This is a genomic window from Endozoicomonas montiporae CL-33, assembly GCF_001583435.1.
Lineage (GTDB): Bacteria > Pseudomonadota > Gammaproteobacteria > Pseudomonadales > Endozoicomonadaceae > Endozoicomonas_A > Endozoicomonas_A montiporae.
Map to the genome: position 1 here is coordinate 3,299,972 of NZ_CP013251.1, position 16,062 is coordinate 3,316,033.

The 16,062-nt window shown below is 51.3% G+C and carries 16 protein-coding genes; 3 read left to right on the forward strand and 13 right to left on the reverse strand.

Annotation, left to right across the window (positions count from 1 at the left end):
* Positions 1-11: 11 nt before the first annotated feature.
* The gene (locus tag EZMO1_RS15090; protein ID WP_034872522.1) at positions 12-278 is read left to right on the forward strand and encodes a hypothetical protein; all 267 of its coding nucleotides are present in this window, start codon (positions 12-14) and stop codon (positions 276-278) included.
* Here the strand turns inward: EZMO1_RS15090 and acpP are convergent, their stop codons facing one another.
* From acpP to EZMO1_RS15120, 6 genes are all read right to left on the reverse strand, one after another.
* Positions 279-512 carry an acyl carrier protein gene (gene acpP / locus EZMO1_RS15095; RefSeq protein WP_034872521.1) on the reverse strand — a complete coding sequence of 78 codons (234 nt, stop codon included), beginning with the start codon at positions 510-512 and terminating at the stop codon, positions 279-281. It lies immediately after the preceding gene.
* A 262-nt stretch (positions 513-774) separates the two neighbouring features.
* Positions 775-1,521, reverse strand: a complete 747-nt coding sequence (gene fabG, locus EZMO1_RS15100; protein ID WP_034873416.1) for a 3-oxoacyl-ACP reductase FabG — start codon at positions 1,519-1,521, stop codon at positions 775-777.
* 16 nt (positions 1,522-1,537) lie between these two features.
* Positions 1,538-2,482: an ACP S-malonyltransferase gene (gene fabD / locus EZMO1_RS15105; RefSeq protein ID WP_051789236.1), complete on the reverse strand. Its 945-nt coding sequence runs from the start codon at positions 2,480-2,482 to the stop codon at positions 1,538-1,540.
* Positions 2,483-2,712: 230 nt separating this feature from the next.
* On the reverse strand, positions 2,713-3,696 hold the full coding sequence (plsX, locus tag EZMO1_RS15110; RefSeq protein WP_236631922.1) for a phosphate acyltransferase PlsX: 984 nt from the start codon (positions 3,694-3,696) through the stop codon (positions 2,713-2,715).
* A 95-nt stretch (positions 3,697-3,791) separates the two neighbouring features.
* Complete coding sequence (gene rpmF / locus EZMO1_RS15115; RefSeq protein WP_034872518.1) at positions 3,792-3,965, reverse strand: 50S ribosomal protein L32; 174 nt, start codon at positions 3,963-3,965, stop codon at positions 3,792-3,794.
* 12 nt (positions 3,966-3,977) lie between these two features.
* The gene (locus EZMO1_RS15120; RefSeq protein ID WP_034872516.1) at positions 3,978-4,532 is read right to left on the reverse strand and encodes a YceD family protein; all 555 of its coding nucleotides are present in this window, start codon (positions 4,530-4,532) and stop codon (positions 3,978-3,980) included.
* A 169-nt stretch (positions 4,533-4,701) separates the two neighbouring features.
* On the opposite strand from EZMO1_RS15120, the gene EZMO1_RS15125 reads away from it, so the two are divergent.
* On the forward strand, positions 4,702-5,277 hold the full coding sequence (locus tag EZMO1_RS15125) for a Maf family protein (protein WP_034872514.1): 576 nt from the start codon (positions 4,702-4,704) through the stop codon (positions 5,275-5,277).
* Positions 5,278-5,341: 64 nt separating this feature from the next.
* Here EZMO1_RS15125 and EZMO1_RS15130 read toward each other — a convergent pair whose 3' ends face one another.
* From EZMO1_RS15130 to rluC, 3 genes are all read right to left on the reverse strand, one after another.
* Positions 5,342-6,328, reverse strand: a complete 987-nt coding sequence (locus EZMO1_RS15130; RefSeq protein WP_034872512.1) for a S49 family peptidase — start codon at positions 6,326-6,328, stop codon at positions 5,342-5,344.
* Positions 6,329-6,459: 131 nt separating this feature from the next.
* Positions 6,460-7,116 carry an HAD family hydrolase gene (locus EZMO1_RS15135; RefSeq protein ID WP_034872510.1) on the reverse strand — a complete coding sequence of 219 codons (657 nt, stop codon included), beginning with the start codon at positions 7,114-7,116 and terminating at the stop codon, positions 6,460-6,462.
* A 16-nt stretch (positions 7,117-7,132) separates the two neighbouring features.
* Positions 7,133-8,146 (reverse strand): 23S rRNA pseudouridine(955/2504/2580) synthase RluC, encoded by a 1,014-nt coding sequence (gene rluC / locus EZMO1_RS15140; RefSeq protein WP_051789235.1) that lies wholly within the window; start codon positions 8,144-8,146, stop codon positions 7,133-7,135.
* A 746-nt stretch (positions 8,147-8,892) separates the two neighbouring features.
* Between rluC and rne the strand changes: the two genes are divergently transcribed.
* On the forward strand, positions 8,893-12,012 hold the full coding sequence (rne, locus tag EZMO1_RS15145; RefSeq protein WP_051789234.1) for a ribonuclease E: 3,120 nt from the start codon (positions 8,893-8,895) through the stop codon (positions 12,010-12,012).
* 72 nt (positions 12,013-12,084) lie between these two features.
* On the opposite strand, the gene EZMO1_RS15150 is transcribed toward rne, so the two are convergent.
* The 4 genes from EZMO1_RS15150 to kdsB form a co-directional block, all read right to left on the reverse strand.
* The gene (locus tag EZMO1_RS15150; protein ID WP_034872508.1) at positions 12,085-13,563 is read right to left on the reverse strand and encodes a L,D-transpeptidase family protein; all 1,479 of its coding nucleotides are present in this window, start codon (positions 13,561-13,563) and stop codon (positions 12,085-12,087) included.
* 84 nt (positions 13,564-13,647) lie between these two features.
* Complete coding sequence (murB, locus tag EZMO1_RS15155; protein WP_034872505.1) at positions 13,648-14,664, reverse strand: UDP-N-acetylmuramate dehydrogenase; 1,017 nt, start codon at positions 14,662-14,664, stop codon at positions 13,648-13,650.
* A gap of 13 nt (positions 14,665-14,677) precedes the next feature.
* Positions 14,678-15,172, reverse strand: a complete 495-nt coding sequence (locus tag EZMO1_RS15160) for a low molecular weight protein-tyrosine-phosphatase (protein ID WP_034872504.1) — start codon at positions 15,170-15,172, stop codon at positions 14,678-14,680.
* A 14-nt stretch (positions 15,173-15,186) separates the two neighbouring features.
* Positions 15,187-15,975, reverse strand: a complete 789-nt coding sequence (gene kdsB / locus EZMO1_RS15165) for a 3-deoxy-manno-octulosonate cytidylyltransferase (RefSeq protein ID WP_034872502.1) — start codon at positions 15,973-15,975, stop codon at positions 15,187-15,189.
* Between the last annotated feature and the right edge of the window lie 87 nt (positions 15,976-16,062).

Consider the following 16,062-nt stretch of genomic DNA (forward strand, 5'->3'; position numbering starts at 1 on the left):
TGATTTATAGAATGTGCCAGAACCACTTTGCCAATCCGCTGCAACTGACAGCGCCAATCTATAACAAACCGCCTGACTCAAGCTTGTTGAAATCTGATTTCACCAGAAATGAAGAAAAATTTATGTTTTTAAAATGTTACTGGCAGACAACGCCCGATCATGCTGCAGCCAAACAGCCTGATTTAGGGATCAGGATCAACCTCACCCTACATACAAAAACAAAAGCCGCACACAAATCAATGCGTGCGGCTTTCGCTTGGCATACAACCAGGGTCTGATCAGGAGTGAGCTACGACGTAATCGATAGCTTCCTGAACAGTGGTGATCTTCTCAGCTTCTTCATCTGGAATTTCAGTTTCGAATTCCTCTTCCAGAGCCATCACCAGCTCAACAGTGTCCAGAGAGTCCGCGCCCAGATCCTCTACGAAAGACGCACTGTTGGTGACTTCCTCTTCTTTTACGCCAAGCTGTTCGCAAACGATCTTTTTGACGCGCTCTTCAATGGTGCTCATAACCTAGTTGTGCTCCTGTCGATATTCGATAGCGGTGCGGGAAAAGACCCAACATCGCGGTCAGTTACTATATATAAACGACCACAGTAATTTCAAGCTAAGGTCTGTTGATTTACTGCAAATCGAGACATTTGTTTCAAATTGATGCGCTAATTTTGCACTCACTGACGACCCGTTACAAACAGTTTTCAACAAAACGCAGAAACTATCAGACCAATGTCTAAAACAGGTCATCATTGGCTCAATGCAAAACCGTCACACATCAACCCATGTACATGCCGCCATTAACGTGCAGAGTCTCTCCGGTAATGTAACCCGCAGATTCACTGGCCAGAAAAGCAACAGTGGCCGCAATTTCTTCCGGCTGCCCCAGGCGTGCCGCAGGAATCTGACCCAGCAACGCTTCCCGCTGAGCTTCCGGCAGCTCTTTGGTCATATCCGTATCAATAAAACCCGGCGCCACGGAGTTGACCGTGATATTACGTGAGCCCACTTCTTTCGCCAGCGAACGGGCAAAACCTTCAACGGCAGCCTTGGTCGCCGCATAGTTGGACTGACCACCGTTACCCATGGAACCGACTACCGAACTGATATTGATAATACGACCCCAGCGGGCTTTGGTCATACCGCGCAATACTGCTTTACTCATGCGATAGATGGCGTTCAGGTTGGTATTAATGACCGACTCCCATTCGTCGTCTTTCATACGCATTAGGATATTGTCGCGGGTAATGCCAGCATTATTAATCAGGATCTGCGGCGCACCAAACTCGTCAGTCACAGCCTTTACAATCGCGACACAGTCATCAGCTGACGTTACATTCAACGCCATACCACAACCGCGAATATCGGCCTGATCAAAAGCGGCAGAAATTTTCTCTGCACCGCTTTCTGTGGTAGCTGTACCCACCACAATGGCACCTTTCCTTCCCAGCTCCAGCGCAATCGCACGACCAATACCACGACTGGCTCCCGTGACCAGTGCTACTTTTCCTTCAAAATCAGACATACTGTTGCGTCCTGAGTCATTCATCATTATTTTGTGCCAGCAGCTCTTCGAAAGCCGCCACTGATTCCAGCGTAGCCACCGGTGCGCGTCGAGCGATTCGCTTGTTCAAACCTGCCAACACCTTGCCCGGACCACACTCGGCAAAACCTGTCACACCCGACCCAACGAAACGGTTGATGGTTTCTACCCAACGCACCGGACTGTGCAACTGCGCCACCAGATGACTGCGAATCTGTTCCGGCTCAGTACTCACATCGGCCGTCACATTATGAATCACTGGCACGGCCGGCGCTTTCAGCTCCACAGACTGCAACTCAACCGCCAGCCTTTCTGCTGCGGGCTTCATCAGGGCACAGTGGGAAGGTACACTCACCGGCAACAGCATCGCACGTCTGGCACCTGCCGTTTTCGCCAGCTCAATGGCACGCTCAACCGCCGCGGCATGCCCGGCAATCACCACCTGTCCGGGAGAGTTGAAGTTCACCGCTTCTACCACATCACCCTGAGCAGCTTCAGCACAGGCTTCCAGCACCTTGTCATCATCCAGCCCCAGAACGGCCGCCATGGCACCGACACCCTGAGGCACGGCATCCTGCATAAACAGACCACGCTGACGCACAATACGGACCGCATCGGCAAATGTCATGGCACCGGCACACACCAGGGCTGAGTATTCACCCAGACTGTGACCGGCCATAAAGGCCGGCATGGCATTGCAGGATTCCTCCTGCCATAAACGCCAAAGAGCAACACTGGCCGTCAGCAGTGCAGGCTGTGTATTTTCAGTGCGATTAAGTGCTTCCGCCGGCCCTTCCGTTACCAGGGTGAGCAAGTCAAAGCCCAGCACCTCGGAAGCTTCTGCAAAGGTCTGCTGTACAACCGGCGTATCGATATGTTCAGCCAGCATGCCCACTGACTGTGATCCCTGGCCCGGGAAGATAAATGCAAGTTTATCCATCATTGCTTTGGGTCGCGTCCAGAAAAAAACTCAGGCAATTATAGAAAAAGTCGAAGGAATGGTGCGTAATTTTATGTTTCCATCCACCCGCAAAACGTACCATTATTCCAGATACGCTGACACAGAGCTTACAAGAAGACACTTTATTTCAGTCGATAGACCGATAAGCAGGAGAAAAGTCAGAAGCCCATTAATACCAATTCCACCTTCTAAATGTGAATTGGTATAATGAGTCAAAGCAGCATTTTCTCTACATCAGCCGCCAACCTGGCTGGCACATCCTTACCCGCTTCCCGGACTGCCTGACAAATTGCCCGGTAGAAGCCCTTTTCATCAGCGCCACCATGACTCTTGATCACAGTTCCCTGCAGACCGAGCAGACTGGCACCATTATGTAATTCGGGATCAACCTTACGGTTGAATTCTTTGAGAATGGGAGAGAGTAATACAGCCAGACCTTGCGTGACAAGGTTTCGGCTGAACATCTCGGTCAGTGTGTCAGCAATCAGGCTGGCAACACCTTCACCGGTTTTCAGGGCAATATTACCGGCAAAACCATCACAGACAACAACATCAACACGGTCTGAAAAAATATCATGCCCTTCAATGTAACCGATGTAATTTAATTGCCGGTACTCATTCAGGAGCTGATGTGCAATACGAACCCGTTCATTGCCTTTTATTTCTTCGGTGCCAACATTCAGCAGACCAATTCTCGGCCGCTCTATGCCGTGTACAGCGCCTGCCAGCTGTGAACCCATAATGGCAAACTGAAAAAGCTGCATGGAGGTACAGTCAACATTGGCACCTACATCCAAAAGCAACGTACTGCCGTTTCGACTGGGCACACTGGCCGCAATCGCCGGACGATCCACACCGGCAAAAGTCTTCAGAACAAACCGCCCCATTGCCATCAGGGCACCGGTATTTCCGGCAGATACGCAAGCATCGGCACGCCTGTCAGACACGCATTCCAGTGCCTGCCACATTGACGAGTGACGTTTGGTTCGTAACGCAAAAGAAGGTTTTTCATCCATAGCCACGGTTGCATCGGCATGGACAAGAGAGAGTCGATTCCGGTCAAACTGTCCGGCATCATTCAGATAGGATTGCAGCAGGTCTGAATCACCCACCAACAAAAGCTCAAGCTCACTGAACGCATTCAATGCCTTGAGCGCTGCCCTGATACGTGAACGGGGACTTTCGTCCCCGCTCATGATATCAAGTGCGACCCGCATCCTCCGCTTCGAGTCTGGCTGCACAGAGCCACACTGTGTCGAATTGAGTCGTCCCTGAAGCAAAGTAATGGCTCTTACTTGTCAGCCACTACTTTTTTACCGCGGTAGAAACCGTCAGCAGAAACGTGGTGACGACGGTGAGTTTCACCGGAAGTCGCTTCTACAGACAGCTGGGCAGAAGTCAGGGCATCGTGGGAACGACGCATGTCGCGACGGGAACGGGTTTTACGGTTTTGTTGAACAGCCATGTGTCCACTCTCCTAATTCGTAGTATCTGTTTTCAGTTCGGCCAGCACGCTGAAAGGGTTACTGCCTTTCCGCTCTTCCTCTACCTGTTCGGCAAAGGCTTGAGCCTCTTCTTCCGACTCAGTAGTGAAACTTCGCTGAGCCGGGCAGTCCTCAGGTGGATGATAGGCAACAATCGGAAGAGCCAGTAACAGCTCTTCTTCCAACAGAGGCACCAGCTCAACCGGTTCTTCGCCCATCATCAGTGGGTCAAAGTCTTCCGGCAAAGCCCTGGCTTGCTCATCTGTCAACACACCCATCAGCCGGAGGTCAGCAGTTACCGGAATACCGGCTACATCCAGACAACGCTGACAAATCATCTTCAACGTTGCCGACACTGAGCCTTCCAGGATAACCCTGTGATCTTCACTCATATAAAAATGAAGTGAGACCTTAACCTCGCCCTTATCATCAGCCAGACTGTCCACCAGCTGGCCAAACTGTTCCAGAGCCAGCGAACCTTCAAACTGTTTGCCTTGACGCGCGAGTTTTCGCGGATCAAAGACTTTGGGTAATTGCCCGATAATCATAAGGGCGCAATAATAGGGACATGTCACCCCCCTGTCAAAGGGTTTAACTGCGTATAAGGCGAGAAAATCTTCTTAATATCTTGCCTGTCAAGGCTTCATTTACAACCACGGGTTTTGTGCAGTTTCTGCACTGACGTCATCGTCACCAGAACCTCTATTCAAGATCACTATGAAATTACTCCTTGCCTCCGGCTCTCCCTATCGCAAACAGCTTCTTGAACGACTCGAACTGTCGTTCGAGTGCCGGGCTCCGGATATTGATGAAACACCCCAGAGAGATGAAACCGCTGAAAAGTTAGCCCTGAGACTTTCAGCCGCCAAAGCACAGGCACTGGCAGCGGCCTACCCTGACCACCTGATTATCGCTTCCGATCAGGCTGCACAGCTGGGCAGCACCATTCTGGGTAAGCCCGGCACCCCTGCCCGCGCTATCGAACAATTAACAGCCTGCAACAACAAGACCGTCACGTTCTACACTGGGCTTTGCTTGCTCAATACCACCACCGGTAAACAGCAAATCGACTGCGTGCCTTTTACCGTCCATTTCAGAAACCTTGCCCGCGAGCAGATTGCGAATTATATAAAGAAGGAAGAACCACTGGACTGTGCAGGCAGTTTTAAATGCGAAGGGCTGGGCATCACCCTGTTTACACGCATGGAAGGTGACGACCCTAACAGCCTGACCGGACTGCCATTAATACGCTTAACCGATATGCTGCTAAACGAAGGTATTTCGATTATTTAAAGTGTGTGAAAACGCAGAAGGGAGCTGCCGCTCCCTTCTATTTCGATGCTACTTCAGAAAAAATTTAGCGAAGCACTGTTCCTTCAAGCCCCAACACTTTGATCATGGCACCGGTAAAACCAACACCCAGATCACGAGCAAATTTTTCCAGTGGCGACAGTCGTGCTGTAAAATCCACAATGGTTTCATGCCCGATGACTTCGCGAGCGACATAACCCGCACTGCCCAGACCATCAACCAAACCAAGCTTCATGGCATTTTCGCCGGTCCACACCATGCCGGAGAAAATCACCTCATCATCAGTCAGGCGATCTCCACGACCGGTTTTAACCGCACTGATAAACTGGTTGTGAATGCTGTCCAGTGATTGCTGCCAACGAGCCGTCGCCTCTTCATCCATAGGCTGAAAGGGATCGTTGAAGGCTTTATAGTCACCGGCTGTATGGGTACGGCGGGTAATACCCACCTTTTCCATCGCCTCAACAAATCCAAAGCCTGAAGACACCACACCAATGGAACCTACAAGACTGGCTTTATCGGCGTAGATTTCATCAGCCGCTGCCGCTACGTAATAACCACCCGACGCCCCGATATCCATAATGACAGAATACAGAGGCGTTTCCGGATACTTGCCACGCAGACGACGAATTTCATCGTAGATATAACCCGCCTGAACCGGACTCCCCCCGGGACTGTTAATGCGAAGGATAACACCCTGGGTACCCGGATCTTTAAACGCAGCGCGCAAACCTCCGACAATCGCATCCGCGCTGGCATCATTACCGTCTGCAATAACACCGCCAACATCCACCAGCGCTGTATGACCTTCAGGATTTCCCAGCCCCGAAACATCAACACGAAAGGCAGAATAAAATAGTCCAATGGAAGCGAACAGCCAGGTAAAGGTCAGCAGCTTGAAGAAGATCCCCCAGCGGCGTGCACGACGCTGTTCTTTTAACGCACCCTGCGCCAGATTCTCAATCAGCTTCCAGGCTTTTCCATCATCCTTGTCGGGTAGAACCGACTCGGGTTCCTTCCAGTTATCTTCCATCTTCACTCCGGGGCTTTAATGCCCAACAACGTTTTTTTGTAATGCGGGTTATTTTTATCACCTGAGAGATTCAAAACAACCGTTTATTTACAGCTACTTCGATAATCAGAATGGATGACTGTACTCACTGGTCAGCGCACAACCATCCATTCAATCAGATCATCAAAACTGTCCGCGACAAACACCGGATCATGTTTCAACAGTTTTTCTTTTGGCTGGGCGCCATAGGTGACCGCCACACAATCCATACCCAGATTACCTGCCATCTGCAAATCAAACCCGGCATCACCCACCATCAGAGCCTGCTCAACCGGAACACCCAGCTCTTCCAACAACTGTTCCAGCATCAACGGATCCGGTTTGGAGCGAGCTTCTTCAGCACAACGTGACGCCTGAAAGTAAGCCTGATATTGATTGGCAGTCATAGACCGGTCCAAACCATTCCGCCCCTTGCCTGTAGCCACAGCCATGGCAACACCCTTCTTCCGCAACAAATCCAAACCCTTTGTGACGCCGGGAAAGGGGCCCGAAGGTTGTTGCTCAAGACGGCTATATTCTGTGCGATACTGTTTTACAAACTGCGGCACCTGATCATCCGACAGCTCCGGATACAAGGTACGAACGGCATTTATCAGACTCAGACCAATCACACCTTTATAAGTTTCTTCATCCAGAAGCGGCAGCCCCATCTGCTCAGCAGCCACACTGAGGGAGTGGGTAATATTGGGAACAGAATCAATCAGGGTTCCATCCCAGTCAAAAATAATTAACGAATAACGCTTGTTCAATGTTTCAGCTTCTCAATCAGGCGGACGATCCGTCGCGTTCAGTTTCAAGGGTTTTCAGTACAGTCTGCAAATCAGACGACAGCGGTGCATTTACTGTCAGGGGAGTTCCATCCGGCAGCGTCAGTTTTAATCGTGCCGCATGCAAAAACAAACGTTTCAAACCAAAGTCACGATAACGTTTATTGTCCTCATCGGTACCGTACTTGTCATCACCCAGAATGGCATGACCAGCGTGCAGACAATGAACACGAATCTGGTGCGTACGTCCGGTAATAGGACTGGCTTCCACCAGTGTCGCACTTTCACCGCGATGATTGTAACGTTCCAACACCTGATAACGCGTCTTGGATTTTTTACCGTCCAGATCAACGCGCACCATACGCTCCCCGGACTGCAACGTATTTTTCTGCAGCGGCGCATTCACCAGCACCTTGCGATTGGGCCAACGACCAATCACCAGAGCATTATAAATTTTGCTGACCTTATCTTCCTGAAACTGATTGTGCAGGTAGCGCAACATGCTGCGACGTTTGGCAATCATCAGACAGCCCGAGGTATCACGGTCAAGCCGGTGTACCAGCTCAAGGCTTCTGGCATCCGGGCGAAGCTTGCGCATGGCTTCAATCACACCAAAATTGATACCACTGCCACCATGCACCGCAATACCGGAAGGTTTGTTGATGATCATCAGCTGATCATCTTCATAAATAATGGAGGCTTCCAGCTTTTCCAGCACAGCGCCACCGGCAACCACTTGATCGGCCTTTTCAGAAACACGAATGGGCGGAATGCGCAGCACATCACCATCCTGCAAGCGGTAAGCAGCCGTGACGCGTTTTTTGTTAACCCGTACTTCACCTTTGCGAATAATCCGGTAAACACGGGTTTTCGGAACACCTTTCAGCTCCCGAACCAGGTAATTATCAACACGCTGACCAGCATCTTCATTATCGATGCTGACCAAACGCACTTTGGGGCGATACGCCTGTTCTGAAGCGGAATCGCGGGAATCATTGAGTCGTCTGTCCATGGACGCATCTTACCAGCTTTGGCTCATTTGAAGCACTTACAGATTACTGATATAGTTGAAACACTGTCCTGCGCATAACCGAAAGGGCAGTTCGATTTACGAAGCCCGGGCAAGGTCAGAGCTCAAATAGCGACCGCCGACTCTGGATACCACGGAAACACCATAAAGCTTCCCTGATATCGGGTCGATGAAATACTTGGGACAGAAGTTACACCATGAGCAAATAATACGATTTCATCGCCTCAGGCAGTGACATCGTGTTTTCATGGTTAATAGCCAAGCGTTGAAAATGCAGTTTTCGCCACCGTAGGGTAATGACAACCGCATTTTCACAGTAAAGAGCACGGCATAAGCCGTGGAGAACATAAACAGAGCTACTCTCTGTCGAGCAACGCCCCCTGATTCCGGGCGTGAGGAAGGTCCCGGGACTGTCAGCGATTATTGTCGGCTTTATTTATTTTGAAATGCCGAGTCATTCCCCGGTAAGAACTCCATTCCCACGCCCAGTACTGGCCTGAAGCAGACATTCAGGAAGTACTAAAGTGCTATATCGCTACACGCAGACCAGAGAAGTATTGCAAACGGTTCTGTTCGTGCAGGTCTGATGGCAGGCAATAAAAACCGGTTTACTCCGCACTCTCCGCGCTTTAGCTGCGCCCAGTAGTGTTCAGTTCAGAAAAAACCGGAAAAGAAAGAGCGGGCCGTGCCGGCATGAGGGACTAGCCTCGAAACCGTATCGGTACTCTATGAAGAGAATGTTAATCAACGCAACTCAATCGGAAGAGTTGCGTGTTGCACTGGTAGACGGACAACGCCTGTATGATCTGGATATAGAATCAGGCGCCCGCGAACAGAAAAAGGCCAACATCTACAAAGGCAAAATCACCCGTGTCGAGCCGAGCCTCGAAGCTGCCTTTGTTGACTTTGGCGCAGAACGCCACGGCTTCCTGCCACTGAAAGAAATCTCCCGCGAGTATTTCAGCGCTTCTTACTCCGGTGGCCGTCCGAGCATTAAGGACGTCATCAAGGAAGGTCAGGAAGTGATCATTCAGGTTGACAAGGAAGAGCGTGGCAACAAAGGCGCGGCCCTGACAACACTGGTCAGCCTTGCTGGTCGCTACCTTGTTCTGATGCCTAACAACCCTCGCGCTGGCGGCATCTCCCGTCGTATTGAAGGTGACGAGCGCGCAGAACTGCGTGAAACCCTGAGCCAGCTGAATATTCCTGCTGAAATGGGCGTCATTGTTCGCACCGCCGGACTGGGTCGCAGTCAGGAAGAACTGCAATGGGATCTGGACTACCTGTTACAGCTCTGGAGCTCTATCAAAGAAGCCGCTGAACAGCCTGCACCGCTGCTGATCTATCAGGAAAGCAACGTTATCATCCGTGCCATCCGCGATTACCTGCGTCAGGACATCGGTGAAGTTCTGATCGACAGGCAGTCTGTCTACGACGAAGCCGTGACCTTTATCAAGCAGGTCATGCCCCAGTATGAGCATAAGATCAAGCTCTACAAGGACAGCATCCCACTGTTCAACCGCTTCCAGATCGAGTCCCAGATTGAAACTGCGTTCCAGCGTGAAGTGCGTCTTCCTTCCGGTGGTTCCATTGTCATCGACCCGACTGAAGCCCTGGTCTCTATCGACATCAACTCCGCCCGTGCAACCCGTGGTGGTGACATCGAAGAAACCGCACTGAATACCAACCTCGAAGCGGCTGACGAAATTGCCCGCCAACTGCGCCTGCGCGACATTGGTGGCCTGATCGTGATCGATTTCATCGACATGAGCCACAACCGCAACCAGCGCGAGGTCGAGAACCGTATTCGTCAGGCTCTGTCCATGGACCGCGCCCGCGTTCAGACAGGTCGTATCTCACGTTTTGGTCTGCTGGAAATGTCCCGTCAGCGCCTGCGTCCTTCTCTGGGAGAAACCAGCGGCGTTGTCTGCCCTCGCTGTTCTGGTCAGGGCACCATTCGCGACATCGAATCCCTGGCACTCTCCATCCTGCGTCTGATGGAAGAAGAGGCCATGAAGGACAAGACCTCCGAAATCCGGGCTCAGGTGCCGGTACCGGTGGCTGCCTTCCTGCTGAACGAAAAACGTTCTGCTATTGCCAAGATCGAAAAGCGTCATCAGGCTCGCGTCATTGTGATTCCTAACGCTAACCTGGACACCCCGCACTACGACGTTCAACGTCTGCGTGATGACCATGTTGCCGAGCATGTAGAAAGCAGCTACGAAATTCTGGAAGCGGAAGAAACTGCAGAGCAGGTTGTCTCTGCAAGCAAACCTGCACCTCGTCAGGAAGCGGCTGTGAAGACCGTCGCACCGGCTCAGCCAGCGCCCGTCAAGCAGGAAAAGCCCGGCCTGATTCGCTCTTTTGTAAAAGCTCTGGGCGGTCTGTTTGGTAACGAAGAAGAACAAAAACAGCCTGAGAGCCGTCAAAAGCCTCAGTCTTCTTCCCGTTCTCAACGCGAGCATCAACAGCCACAGCGCAAACAACGCAGTCATCGCGACAACAGGGACAATCGTGAAGCCCGCGAGAGCCGAGCACACGAAAGCCGTGACAACAGAGACAACCGTCGCGAACAGAACGATGATCAGCGTCAGAACCGCAATGATCGTCGTCGTGGCCGTCAGGATCGTAATGAATCACGTCATGATGCCCGCAGCGATTCACGCAATGACTCTCGTACTGATTCCCGTAACGAGTCCCGTAACGAGCAAAGCGACAATCGCCAGCAGCGCCAACAGCGCCAGAAACAGGATCGTCAGGAAGGCCGTAACAGCCGCCAGAAGCAGGAACGCTTTGATCGCGACGATCAATCTTCTCGCAACCAAGCTGCCCATAGCGAGAATCGTCACGAAAATCGCAACGAAGGACGCGCCGACACCCGCAGAAATGACAATCTGAATCAGGACACCGAACAACAGGGTGAAGACAACCGTCGTCGTCGCCGTCCGGGTTCTGCCCAGCGTCGCCGCAGCAACCGTCCAACCCAGCGCGATCGCAACGTTCAGGATCAACCAACTCTGCCATCCCTGTCCAAGCCACAGGAGCAAAAACTGCCAGAACCTGAACAGCAAAAGCCGGCTGCCCAGGAATCCGGACAGGCTCCGGCGGCAAAGGCTGAAGCTCCGAAAGAGCGCAAACCTGCTTCTCAAGCAAAACCAGCAGTCGAAGCACCTGCTCCAGTAGAAGCAAAGACTGCTGAAAAAGCTGAGCAGCCAAAGCCAGAATTACAGGCACCTGTAGAAGAAACCAAAACGGATAAGCCGGTACTGGCCGAACCAGCTGCCAAGCCTGCTGCGCCAGTAGCTAATTCCGAAGCTACTATGCAGGCACCGATTGAAGTGGCAAAACCAGCAGAACAGGAACCACGAATGACTGAAATGGCAAAAGCCGTTGCAGCCAGTCACCAGCCAACGATTCCTGTGGAAAGTGCTCCTGTTACCACTTCTGTAGAGTTCTCTCAGCCAGAAGCCAAGCAAGATCAGACCTTCAATGAAGCTGTAGAACAGCTGCAGAATGCTCTGACCCAGCTGACTGAGCAGCCTGAAGAAGCTCCGGCCAAAAAGGTGGAAAACACGGGAGTAGCTACAGAGCAACAAACTGCCATTGAGCAGCAGGCCAAAAAGCCTGTGATTGAAGAACCGGCTACTGTTGAACAGGAGACGACGACTGCTTCCTCTGAAGCATCAGAGACTCAGGAAAGCCATTCAGAAAGTCAGCGACCTGCGCGCCGACGTCGCCGCAGCCGTGCGCTTAACGATCCACGACTGAAGCGCAAGCAACAGGCTGAAGAAGCTTCTGCTGAAGCAGCCCGGCCAGCAGATTCGCAGCAGACCGAAGCGTCTCAATAAGCGTTCTGTGAACTGAAAAAAGGGCGTACCGATTAACACCGGTACGCCCTTTTTTAACAGCCAGAAAATGCGCTAAAACCTCGCCAGAAGTGCATCATCCAGCCGATAGATATCATCCCGAAACCGAACCCGTCCGCCTTTCTCTGGCCAGGCGGTAAAATACGCAAAATACAGTGGTATTTTTCTGGGAAGCTGTAACCGACTGGTTTTTCCTAATTGCTGCAACGTCCGGACTCGTCCCGCCATCCCCTGACTGACCAGAATACTGTTAATCAACTCATCAATATTTTCTACCCTGGTACAACCAGAGCTTAATGAGCGTACGGATTTATTAAACAGATCAGGCGTATGAGTGTCGTGCAGATAAACACTGAAACGATTAGGTGAATCCAGCTTATAACGACCAAGACGGTTTACTTTACCCGGTTTCTGTTCAAGCCGGTAAGGGAAAGAACGGCGATCCAGTTTATCCCAGTTAACCTTATCCGGGTTGACGACCCGGGCATTACCTTTCCAACTGGAATAAACCGTAAAACCCTCACGCTTCAGAAACGATGGGTCTCGCTTGGCTTTTCGCAGGAGGTTGGTAGAGGCAATGGAAGCAGGCACTCGCCAGGGTGGATTAATGGTGATGCTTTCGATTTCATCCTGAAAGACCGGCGTTTGTCGGGAAGGCATACCGACAATCGCTTTAAACTTCTGTTGACTGTAACGATCAGCCATCCAGTAAACATGGAAACCGGCAATATCCACCCACACCCTTGGATAAGGCAAGGTTCTTGGCAACCAGCGCAACCGCTCAAGGTTGATCCTAAGTGTTTTAATACGTTTTAATGTCAGGGCAATCAGCGCCTGCCTTGTTCTCGGACCCAGTTCGCCATCCTTACTCAGCCTGAATAGCCCCTGAACCTTTTTGATAACCGCCTGATGTTTGCCCGAGTACACACCGGCAGGCAAATGATCAGCCAGATCAAGATCTCTCAACCATTGATTCAGCTGACTGACAGACGCATGTCGATGCCCTCTATCCAGCACCAGATCTTCAGGAAACTGCTGCAAAGCATGATCACGCCACCAACGCAGTTGCTTCAGATGTTGTTTGAACAGGTCGTATTCAGGAAGTGCAGGCTCAACCAGATTCAGGTTGTCGTTATCAAGGTGATTTTCCAGAGAAGCCAGCACCGACTGATCCGATATTCGCCAGCCGGGTTGATAGATTCGCTTGTCCAACATGCCGGAATCAAGCGCAGAAGCAAACATTCGCGCAATCACACGAATGTTTCTGGAGGAAGGATCAGCTGCCAGTTGCAACCAGTTCTGCTGAGGAAGGCTGATACCATGCTGGGACGCGGTACCAAGCCATTGAATCAGTTGCCGCCCCTGAACAGAAGGCTCAATTGGCTGGTCAGCCACATCAGGTTCCGGGTTAACCGTCAGTTCAGGCTGTTCAAGCCAGCCTGCAGCCCTCACATCAGCGACAAGCGACAGACTGAACAACAGGGAAAACAGAAAAAAAAGACCGACTCTGAAGACAACTCTTAAGACAACCATGAAGAACCCTTTTAACCATAAAGCTTACAAAGCCCTGCTGCTTAAAAAGGCTATGACTATCTAAAAGGGTAGACTTTCAAAAAGTTAATAAACCCGCGGCTCCATTTCCAGCTCAACACCAAACACCGCTTTGACTTTCTGAACAATGACGCTCGCCAGCTCAAGCAGTTCATCAGGTCTGGCGTCACCATGGTTCACCAGCACCAGCGCCTGATGCTGATAAGTGCCAACACGTCCTTCCCGGTAACCTCGTAAACCAGCCTTATCAATCAACCAGCCTGCCGCCAGCTTCCATCCAGCGCCAAACGGGTAAGCGACCAGGTCAGGGAATTCAGCTCGCAGCCGGTCAACCGTAGCAACACTGACGACCGGATTTTTAAAGAAACTGCCCGCATTGCCCAGAACCTTTGGGTCTGGCAATTTCTGCATGCGCACATCCGCAACGGCTTCACTGATTTCCATCCCCGTTGGCGAACGACGACCACACCGTTGTTCAAGTTCCTGCTGCAATTGTCCGTAGCCCAGTTTTGGCTGTAGATGAGACACCAGCCGGAACGTCACAGAGGTGATAATGAACTGATCGCGCAATGCCTGTTTAAACACGGAATCACGATAACCAAACTGACACTCTTCCTGAGAAAAGCGACGCAGTTCACCCGAGTGAATTTCAACTGCTTCGAGGCTTTCAAAGTAATCTTTCAGTTCGACACCGTAAGCACCAATATTCTGAATCGGTGCAGCCCCGACATGGCCGGGAATCAACGACAGATTTTCCAGCCCATAAGCCTGCTCAGCCAGAGTCCAGTGCACCAGTTCATGCCAGTTTTCACCCGCACCAGCCCGAACAACAACCGACTCATCAGTGCGCTCCAACACTGAACGCTCTCTCAGATTAACCGCAATCACCAGAGCATCTATGTCACCGGTTAAAACAAGGTTGCTACCACCACCCAGAGGCAGGCAGGGCAAGCTGCTTTCACGGGCAAATGCCAGAGCCTGCTGCAATTGCTCAATGGAAGAAACTTCAACAAAATAGCGGGCAGACACCTGAAAGCCGAAAGTATTCCGGTCTTTCAGGGAGTAATTTTCAACAATATTCATCAAAACATCATTTTCAGTCAGAAGCGTTGCCCCGGGAGGGAAAGTGGTGTCGCATCATATGATCGAGCAACGCCAGACCACCCTGTTCAACCAGTCGCAAAACATCAGCAAAGCCGTCGTCACCACCATAATAAGGATCAGGCACTTCAGACCTTGAGCCTTCTGCAAAGTCCAGAAACAGTTTCACTTTGTGCTGATGCTCGGGTGGACACTCAGCCAGCAAGTCATCCAGATTACTCTGATCCATGGCCAGAATATAATCCTGTCCGGCAAAGTCTTCAGCGGTCACCTGGCGCGAACGAATAAACGACAAATCATAACCTTGCTGTTTTGCCTCCGCCATGGAACGACTATCAGGCTTTGAGCCCTTATGCCAGCCACTGGTACCTGCCGAATCAATGATAATCACATCGGCAAGACCGGCGTTTTCAACCTGACGGGCAAAAATGCCGTGGGCAGTCGGTGACCGGCAAATATTACCGAGACAGACAAACAGTACCTTAACCATAGAGCCTCCTGGCTTTACGCAATCGCTTCCTGTTCTTTGATTAGGCGACGAACCACTTCCAGATCCTGCTCCGTATCGACCCCGTGAGGTGGCGTTTCCAGGGCATCAGCCACATGAATCCGGTGACCATTCCACAACAAACGCAACTGCTCCAGAGACTCCAGCTGCTCTATCGGGCTCTGAGGCCACTGAACATACTGATTGAGGAGGCTGACACGATAAGCGTAAATACCAATATGCCGGCGGAAGCAATCAATCTCTGGCATTGAATCAGAACTGGCTGCAAAGTCATCCCTCGCCCAGGGCATAGGGGCACGGCTAAAGTACAGGGCATTACCCTGCTGATCAGAAACAACTTTAACCACCGCAGGGTTAAACAGGTCATCACGTCGGGCAATCGGTTCTGCCAGCGTTGCAGCACCCGCGTGCGGGTTATTCATAAGATTTTCAGCCACCTGATCAATGACCTTGGCCGGAATCAGTGGCTCATCACCCTGCACATTGACAATCACTTCGTTGTCAGACATTTCATACAGGCGCGCCACTTCCTGCAGACGGTCGGTTCCGGAAGGGTGACCGGGCAGGGTCATACAGACTTCAGCGCCAAAATCCTTTGCCACTTTGAAAATACGTTCATCGTCGGTCGCAATGATCACTCTTTGGGCACGGCTTTCACTGGCTCGTTCATAAACGTGCTGAACCATCGGCTTACCACCAATGTCCGCCAGAGGCTTACCCGGTAACCGGCTGGAACCAAAGCGGGCAGGAATGACCACTGTAAACGGGCGTTCTGTTTCAGTCATGGAACCATCTTTCTTTCAATATCAACTATGGAAATCAGCGTACTGATTTACTCCAGGAGCCTGTCGGGCTTAAGCGTCCGTAGCGAG

Bases quoted from the DNA above. Each gene is read 5' to 3' on its own strand.
- fabG (WP_034873416.1), bottom strand. From the start codon at position 1,521: ATGTCTGATTTTGAAGGAAAAGTAGCACTGGTCACGGGAGCCAGTCGT.
- rne (WP_051789234.1), top strand. From the start codon at position 8,893: ATGAAGAGAATGTTAATCAACGCAACTCAATCGGAAGAGTTGCGTGTT.
- fabD (WP_051789236.1), bottom strand. From the start codon at position 2,482: ATGATGGATAAACTTGCATTTATCTTCCCGGGCCAGGGATCACAGTCA.
- plsX (WP_236631922.1), bottom strand. From the start codon at position 3,696: ATGAGCGGGGACGAAAGTCCCCGTTCACGTATCAGGGCAGCGCTCAAG.
- EZMO1_RS15160 (WP_034872504.1), bottom strand. From the start codon at position 15,172: ATGGTTAAGGTACTGTTTGTCTGTCTCGGTAATATTTGCCGGTCACCG.
- EZMO1_RS15130 (WP_034872512.1), bottom strand. From the start codon at position 6,328: ATGGAAGATAACTGGAAGGAACCCGAGTCGGTTCTACCCGACAAGGAT.
- acpP (WP_034872521.1), bottom strand. From the start codon at position 512: ATGAGCACCATTGAAGAGCGCGTCAAAAAGATCGTTTGCGAACAGCTT.
- EZMO1_RS15150 (WP_034872508.1), bottom strand. From the start codon at position 13,563: ATGGTTGTCTTAAGAGTTGTCTTCAGAGTCGGTCTTTTTTTTCTGTTT.
- EZMO1_RS15090 (WP_034872522.1), top strand. From the start codon at position 12: ATGTGCCAGAACCACTTTGCCAATCCGCTGCAACTGACAGCGCCAATC.
- EZMO1_RS15125 (WP_034872514.1), top strand. From the start codon at position 4,702: ATGAAATTACTCCTTGCCTCCGGCTCTCCCTATCGCAAACAGCTTCTT.
- murB (WP_034872505.1), bottom strand. From the start codon at position 14,664: ATGAATATTGTTGAAAATTACTCCCTGAAAGACCGGAATACTTTCGGC.
- kdsB (WP_034872502.1), bottom strand. From the start codon at position 15,975: ATGACTGAAACAGAACGCCCGTTTACAGTGGTCATTCCTGCCCGCTTT.
- rluC (WP_051789235.1), bottom strand. From the start codon at position 8,146: ATGGACAGACGACTCAATGATTCCCGCGATTCCGCTTCAGAACAGGCG.
- EZMO1_RS15120 (WP_034872516.1), bottom strand. From the start codon at position 4,532: ATGATTATCGGGCAATTACCCAAAGTCTTTGATCCGCGAAAACTCGCG.
- rpmF (WP_034872518.1), bottom strand. From the start codon at position 3,965: ATGGCTGTTCAACAAAACCGTAAAACCCGTTCCCGTCGCGACATGCGT.